The following is a 564-nucleotide window of genomic DNA, read 5'->3' as shown; positions in this document are numbered from 1 at the left end:
GTCGAGCGCGCCGAATTATGTGGATCCGAGTGGACATAAAAAACAAAGCTGGACAGAGACAGCGGATCAGGCAAAGAAAAACTGGCAGGAATATAACAAGATGCCGGTTCAGGATTATGACAGCGGCCCGGATTACGGCAGTAAGAACAAAGAACTGCTTGAGGAGTTAGACAAAAAGCTCAGCACTGCCCGGACAAAGCTGCAAAAATTGATGGATGCCGCGGAAGAAAAGGGAAGATCTGTTATCGGATATTGTTCCGACTATAAGGCGGGAATGGATGCAGGAAGAAAGATAGCAGAGGCGGAATACCATAACTGGGAGCTAACGCTTCTATTTGGCAAAAATGCGTATAAGCGGGATGACTATTTTTGGGATACCGACTTGCAGGAAATTTATGACCAGGCAAGAAATGCATCCAATAATAAAGACGCATTTAGCGCAGGATTTACGGCCGGTCAAACAATGTTTACGATAGAAATACTATCGCTGATAGTGGGAGCATTAGAAAGCGGCGGCTCCTCATCAGGAGGCCAGCAGGTTGTACTGCCGGGAGTCGGAGAGGT

Annotated in this window: 1 protein-coding gene; it reads left to right on the top strand. The window is 47.2% G+C overall.

Going from position 1 to position 564, the window contains the following annotated elements; genetic code table 11:
* Nucleotides 1–564: hypothetical protein (locus tag CLOSYM_RS23065; RefSeq protein WP_021642751.1), on the top strand; the 564-nt coding region annotated here is incomplete at both ends.

Origin of the sequence: [Clostridium] symbiosum ATCC 14940 (assembly GCF_000466485.1) — a bacterium.
Taxonomy (GTDB): Bacteria; Bacillota; Clostridia; order Lachnospirales; family Lachnospiraceae; genus Otoolea; species Otoolea symbiosa.
Note: the sequence above shows the minus strand (reverse complement) of the source record. Positions and strands in the feature narration are given on the sequence as shown.